Raw genomic sequence first — 6,153 nt, 5'->3', positions numbered from 1 at the left:
CGGGTCGAAGGAGCCGCCACCTCAGCTCATGCGTTCAACAGACTCCGGGACATCGCCGCAGGAGACACCATGGCCGTTTACGTGATCGCCGACATCGAAGTACTTGATCAAGTTCTGTTTGAAGAGTACCGACAGAAGGTCCCCGCAACCATTGCCGCCCACGGTGGGCGCTACCTGGCACGCGGTGGCGCAACCCAGGTTCTTGAGGGCTCCTGGTCTCCAAAGCGCAGCGTCATTCTCGAGTTCCCGGACATGGAGCGCTTTCAAACGTGGTGGAACTCACCCGAGTACGCTCCACTGCGCACGCTCCGTCAAAGAGCGACGAACTCGAACCTGGTAGTCACACAAGGCTTGTAGTCTAGTAGGCACGCGAGTGCGGCCTAACCCTTCGCTCGAGGCGACCCTCCACGGCTTGGCACTTGGGCCGCGAGCCCGTGGTGCATATCATCGGGCTCGCGGCCCAAGCGCCAACCCGTGGCGGTCGCCTCAGCTCAAACGTTAGCCGTCACAACCACGACCGCGGCGGCGGCCGCGCATTGAAGACGTACACTTCCGGCGTCGCTCAATCCAGACGAGCTTCAAGAACATGATCAAGCTTCGGTCAGTCGAGATCGAAAACTTCCGATCGATCATTGCGAAGCCGTTGAGGGTCACCTTTGACGACCTCACGGTGATAGTTGGGCCAAACAACTGTGGCAAGTCCAACATTCTCCGGGCGCTGCAGTTGTTCTTCACTGGCTCCGTCGAAGGACTTCCTTACGCATCAGAGCGTGACTACCCCAAGAGCGGCGAACTGAACAAGAGCGCTCAAACCAAGATCACGCTCACTGTCTCCTACGAACCGACGAAAGAAATATCACTTAAGCGTTCGCTTGATGAGCTTGAGAAGGCGTCGGACCAGCAGCGACTCGATGACGATCAAATCTCCTTACGACTCTCGTATTCCAAGAACGGAGTCGAGTCTTGGCAGTTCCTTGGCAAGAAGGGCGTTCGCAACATCAAGAAGGAGCTGATCTTCAAGGTCCGCGATTCGCTCCTTCAGTCCGTCATCTTCAAGTACATACCCGTCGGAAGAGACTCGCTCGAGAGCATTACGAGTGAGATCAGCACGGAGCTAATTCGGACCATCTTCAGCGGGTGGAGCGGTGCAGTAAAGAAGCGCCAGGAAATTAACGAAGCAATCGCGACGCTACTCGCCCGCCTAACACCGGAACTACAGACGTCGTCGGATTCAGTTACCGGATCGATCCAAAAGGTCTTTGCAGAGGTCAAGAAGCTGGAACTGCGCCTTCCCTTCTCGAATCTGGAGGAAATGCTGCCGAATCTGACGCCGGTTATCAGCGACACAGCTGAGACCGGCCTGAAGTCCAAGGGCGCCGGAATACAGACAAGTAGCCTACTATTCTTGCTGAAGTATCTCGCGGACAATCATCCGCAGCGACACAACGCGCGCCAAACCTTCATATGGGCAGTAGAAGAGCCGGAGTCCTTCCTGCATCCCACGAAGCAAAAAGCCATGGCCGATATGCTGCGCGGCTTCTCCAAGGAAGTGCAGACCGTCATCACCACACACTGCGGCCATTTCGTCCCCCGAACAGAAGCAGGAGCCGCATCGTATGTTGTCGATAAGGCATCTGCGAAGCCATGGAGCACGGAGGTCGTAGGCCAAGACTACGAACTCGCACGGCAGACACTCGGCATATCGCTGCTAGATTCAATGATGCTGTACCCGGTGAACTTGGTAGTGGAGGGCCCGAGCGACGAAATACTTCTGCAGGGAGCCCTTCGCCAGCTCGATGGAAAGCACGCGCTCTCTCCGCTCGACGTGAAGTGCTTCCCAGCCAGCAATGCGACGTCCGCTACCTACCTCTTTGAGTCTTTGGTGACCTTCTCAACCGGTGACACGACGGTAAAGCTGGTGATCGACGGCGACAAGGCTGGACTCGCGGCACTTGAGGGACTTCTTGGTCGAGCAAAGCGCGATGGCATCAAGTGGAAGGCGAATGACGACTACTTCCAGCTAGCTCTCGATGTCGAGAACTTGCTGTCTGACCGCGTCAAACGGGCACTTCATGCCGAGCGACCTGCCCAAGTGCAACTGATCGAAGACGTTCACAAGAATATCAAGAGTTTCCGGGTGGTAGAGAACAAGAAGGCCAACGCGGCGCGCGCGCTTGAACTGTCGGACGAGGCAGATCTTGGAGAGTTCAAGTTGCTCTTCGATCGAATCTCCGATTCACTAATCTAGGCCCGGAACGGGCATGATCCGCACTCGACGCGAACTGACGGCTAACCCTTCGCTCGAGCGGACCTCCACCGGCAAGGCACTTGGGCCGCGATGCGGTTTGGGTCATCATCCGCCTCGCGGCCCAAGTGCCTTGCCGGCGGCGTCCGCTCAGCTCAAACGTTAGGCGTCGTGCCTGGCACCAGTCGTGCCCTACCAACTTCTTGCTGATGCAGTTCTTCTCCTCCACTTCGGAGTTGTGCTCTTCGTGGTGGGAGGTCTTGTCGTTGTCCTCGCAGGAAACTGGCTCCGTTGGCGTTGGGTCAACGCCTGGTGCTTCAGGCTGGCGCATCTCGCGGCTATCGCAGTTGTCGTCGTTCAAGCCTGGCTGGGGCAACTCTGCCCACTCACAACGCTTGAATCTTGGCTTCGTGTCCAGGCCGGCGCTGCGGCTTACGAGAAGAGCTTCATCGAGTATTGGCTCCAGAGGCTCATCTTCTACGAGGCGCCGTTCTGGGTGTTCATAGCCGCCTACACAGCGTTCGCGCTACTGGTCTTGCTGGCTTGGTGGCGTTATCCGCCGCACCATGGCCGCGGCACGAGCAACGACGCCTAACCCTTCGCTCGAGCGGACCCTCTCCGGCATGCCACCCCGGCCGCCCAGTGCGGTTTACCATGTTGCACCGGGCGGCCGGGGCGTCATGCCTCCGTGGGCCGCTCAGCTCAAACGTTAGCCGTCACACGAGAACCAACGTGCCCATCGAATCGCCGAATCACGATCGCAGAACGGCACTGGCCGGGGCGGTAGCGCTGATCTTTGGCGCATTCCAGTCCACCGCTCGAGCGCAGAGCAACGGTACGGAGCCGGAAAGGCGGTGGTACGAGGCGGCAGCAGAGATGAAGCGCCTCGCGGAGTCTTGGGGTGATCAATCGTACGGAGCTGTACTTGTACTCAATGGCGCGCTCGTAGGAGAAGGTCCGAGTCGGGTCGTCACGAACCAGAATCCTGACGCTCACGCTGAGCGCGAGGCCATTCGCGATGCTCAGCGCAGGCTCGGTCGAGAAAAGCTCCAAGGCGCCATCCTGTACTCCACGTCGCGCCCGTGCAGCCTGTGCGAGTCGGCAGCAGCGCGAGCCGGAGTCAGCCGCATGTTCTTCGGGCCCTCGCTCACAGACGCCGGAGCTCCCAGCCAGGCCAGCCAGTGACGGCTAACCCTTCGCTCGAGCGGACCTCCACCGGCAAGGCGCTTGGGCCGCGAGGCGCTCACGCCTATCATGCGCCTCGCGGCCCAAGCGCCTCGCCGGTGGCGTCCGCTCAGCTCAAACGTTAGGCCTCGACTTCGAAGCGATAGCGTGTCTCATTGAGTGCGCTCATTGCACAGCCCTGTTTGTCGCTCTCCCAAGCCCCCTAGGGATGGTTTCACGAAGTCGCACAACTATCGTGCAGTCGCCCGGTGCAATCTCTGCGCTGGGCGTACCAGAAGGAGCGTCATATGGCTGCGGTTTCCAAGTACCACATACTCGTCTACGGTGGGCCGGACGGCTATCAAACGAACAGAGCGCAGATCGCCTTGTACGGAACATCCGGGTCAACCATCGCCTACGTGCGTTTCAACGACCCAGGGATGGCCTTCGAAGCTGACGCCAGCGCCGGCGGAATCATCAAGATGCACTTGCCGAGCACGATGTTCCAGAGCGTCCTCGACATCCTTCGGAACGAGAAGCCGGTCCAAATCTACTTCGCCTCCGGCAGAGCCTTCTTCGGAACTGGAACTACCGAACCTGTAGGCGAGGGCGAGGCCTAACCCTTCGCTCGAGCGGACCCTCTCCGGCATGCCACCCCGGCCGCCCAGTGCGGTTTACCATGTTGCACCGGGCGGCCGGGGCATCATGCCTCCGCGGGCCGCTCAGCTCAAACGTTAGGCCGCAGATCATGAGTCACGCAGACCTCGCAGCGCTCTTCTCTCAGCTTGCCGATGAGGAACTGTCCGCACGCGTCGCCTCGGGAGGACTGACAGAAGAGGCCAATAGCCTGGCTACCGCCGAACTCAGATCGCGTGGGCTTCCCGTTCCTGAACCAACTCCTGAACTCGTGAGCGCAAACGAGGAGTACCTCGGTGACATGGTCTACCTTGAACGCAGCCTAGATCCGACCGAAGCCCACCTGCTATGTTCGTGTCTTAGATCAGCTGGCATTCACGCCACCGCTGGAGACACCAATATCGTTCAGGCGCACTCGCTCATGGCAATTGCGGTTGGTGGAGCAGGCGTTCGTGTCCCGAGTACGCAACTGCTCGAGGCCCGAGAAGTAGTAGCTGCATTTCGCCGAGGAGAGTTCGAACTTGGCGACGACTTCGATCCCAACAAAACTGCGGCCTAACCCTTCGCTCGAGGCGACCCTCCACGGCTTGGCACTTGGGCCGCGAGGCGCTCGCTGGCATCATGCACCTCGCGGCCCAAGCGCCAACCCGTGGCGGTCGCCTCAGCTCAAACGTTAGGCCTCGCAGCAAACACGCGGACGACTCATGATGGGAATGACGAATACCGACTGGCTGACCTTGGCTCTCGTCGTCATTACAGCGATCTACGCGTGGGCTACGTTTCGAATCCTCCGTGCGAACGAGGCGGTAGTCTCGGCCATGAAAGAGCAAACTGAAGCTCAGCTTCGGCCCTACGTGGTCGCGTCGGTGGCCCCAAGGATCGGCACGACGCTCATGTTGCTAGAGATTCAGAACGCAGGTAGGTCGCCCGCGACGAACCTACGCCTGCGAATGGACAAGGACTTCTATCCACACGCCGAGAAGCGCGATGGAGAGAACATTGCAGCGCTCTCTGCCTTTACTGAACCCATCGAGAGTCTTGCGCCAGGGACTCGAATGCAGTTCATCCTTGGCGTAGGTGGAACCATCTTCGCGCCAGGCGTGGCCGATTCTCTATGCCCCAAGGTCTTCACCGTTAGCGCGACTTACGAGCACGCGGGTCGGGCGTACGACGAGGAGCACACGATAGATCTACGCCCAATGCTCCGCAGCGCCGCGATGCAAGATCCAGTGGCCGAGGAGGTCAAGCGTCTTCGGGAGTCGCTTGAAAAGCTGCTCAAGCGCTGAAAGCGAGGCCTAACCCTTCGCTCGAGGCGACAGCCACCGGCTTGGCGCTTGGCCCGCGCACCGGCCAGTGTCATCATCCGCCGCGCGGGCCAAGCGCCAACCCGGCTGCTGCGCCTCAGCTCAAACGTTAGGCCTCACAGCCGGCTCGCGCGGTGGGAAGATGGGAGCTACGCAGCTACAAGCAGGAGGTGGTCCATGAGACGATTCCGTTTCCTCTGTCTTGTCGCAATCGGTCTGGCGGTACAGCCTTGCATCGCCGCGCCTGTCCCGGCGAACCTGCTCGCCGCCTACGGTGGAGAGTATTCGGCCAAGTGCAGCGATCCATCGGCTCTGCGTGCGCGGGTGTCAAAGGAGGGGCTGACTCTCGTGCGCGGCTCGAAGTCCATCACTGGCGTGTTTGAGATGGAGGCGCTGTCCTACATGGGCAACTCCCCACCCGCAGGCTACGAAACCACTTTGATGAGCAACGCCAAGGGCGTTGGCAGCATCGTCTTCATCATGTACAGGTCAAAGAACGGTCCGATGGTTGACCTCGACACCGATCCACCTGTCCTAAAGCGAGTGGGAATCGCCCAAAGGGGGACGGTGAAGTACAAGAAGTGCTGAAGTCGCGCCCATTGAAACAACGTGCCAAGTCACGAGGTGAGGCCTAACCAGTCACTCGAGGGGACCTCCACCGGCAAGGCACTTGGGCCGCGAAGCGCCGAGGTACATGTTGCGCCTCACGGCCCAAGCGCCTTGCCGGCTCCGGCCCCTCAGCTCCAACGTTAGGCCTCGAGCAAACCGCTCAGGCCCTCGCAAGCCATGTTTGATCACGTTGTC

At 60.0% G+C, this 6,153-nt stretch carries 8 protein-coding genes; all 8 read left to right on the top strand.

Going from position 1 to position 6,153, the window contains the following annotated elements:
* On the top strand, positions 1 to 357 hold a 357-nt coding region (locus D9C15_RS32345), incomplete at its 5' end, for a DUF1330 domain-containing protein (protein ID WP_240668680.1).
* Between the two features lie 229 nt (positions 358 to 586).
* A complete protein-coding gene (locus D9C15_RS32340; protein WP_128003575.1) occupies positions 587 to 2,248 on the top strand; it encodes an ATP-dependent nuclease in 1,662 nt (553 codons plus the stop codon).
* A gap of 184 nt (positions 2,249 to 2,432) precedes the next feature.
* Positions 2,433 to 2,840 (top strand): DUF2784 domain-containing protein, encoded by a 408-nt coding sequence (locus tag D9C15_RS32335; protein ID WP_128003574.1) that lies wholly within the window; start codon positions 2,433 to 2,435, stop codon positions 2,838 to 2,840.
* 59 nt (positions 2,841 to 2,899) lie between these two features.
* Positions 2,900 to 3,430, top strand: coding sequence for a nucleoside deaminase (locus D9C15_RS34410; RefSeq protein ID WP_128003573.1), 531 nt, complete (start codon positions 2,900 to 2,902; stop codon positions 3,428 to 3,430).
* 287 nt (positions 3,431 to 3,717) lie between these two features.
* Positions 3,718 to 4,029 carry a hypothetical protein gene (locus D9C15_RS32325; protein ID WP_128003572.1) on the top strand — a complete coding sequence of 104 codons (312 nt, stop codon included), beginning with the start codon at positions 3,718 to 3,720 and terminating at the stop codon, positions 4,027 to 4,029.
* Positions 4,030 to 4,157: 128 nt separating this feature from the next.
* Complete coding sequence (locus tag D9C15_RS32320; RefSeq protein ID WP_128003571.1) at positions 4,158 to 4,604, top strand: hypothetical protein; 447 nt, start codon at positions 4,158 to 4,160, stop codon at positions 4,602 to 4,604.
* A 154-nt stretch (positions 4,605 to 4,758) separates the two neighbouring features.
* Positions 4,759 to 5,331, top strand: coding sequence for a DUF8453 domain-containing protein (locus tag D9C15_RS32315; protein ID WP_128003570.1), 573 nt, complete (start codon positions 4,759 to 4,761; stop codon positions 5,329 to 5,331).
* A 195-nt stretch (positions 5,332 to 5,526) separates the two neighbouring features.
* Entirely contained in the window at positions 5,527 to 5,937 is a 411-nt protein-coding gene (locus D9C15_RS32310; protein WP_128003569.1) for a hypothetical protein, read from the top strand.
* Positions 5,938 to 6,153 lie beyond the last annotated feature (216 nt).

This window comes from Piscinibacter defluvii (genome assembly GCF_004011805.1).
GTDB lineage: Bacteria > Pseudomonadota > Gammaproteobacteria > Burkholderiales > Burkholderiaceae_C > Piscinibacter > Piscinibacter defluvii.
Note: the sequence above shows the minus strand (reverse complement) of the source record. Positions and strands in the feature narration are given on the sequence as shown.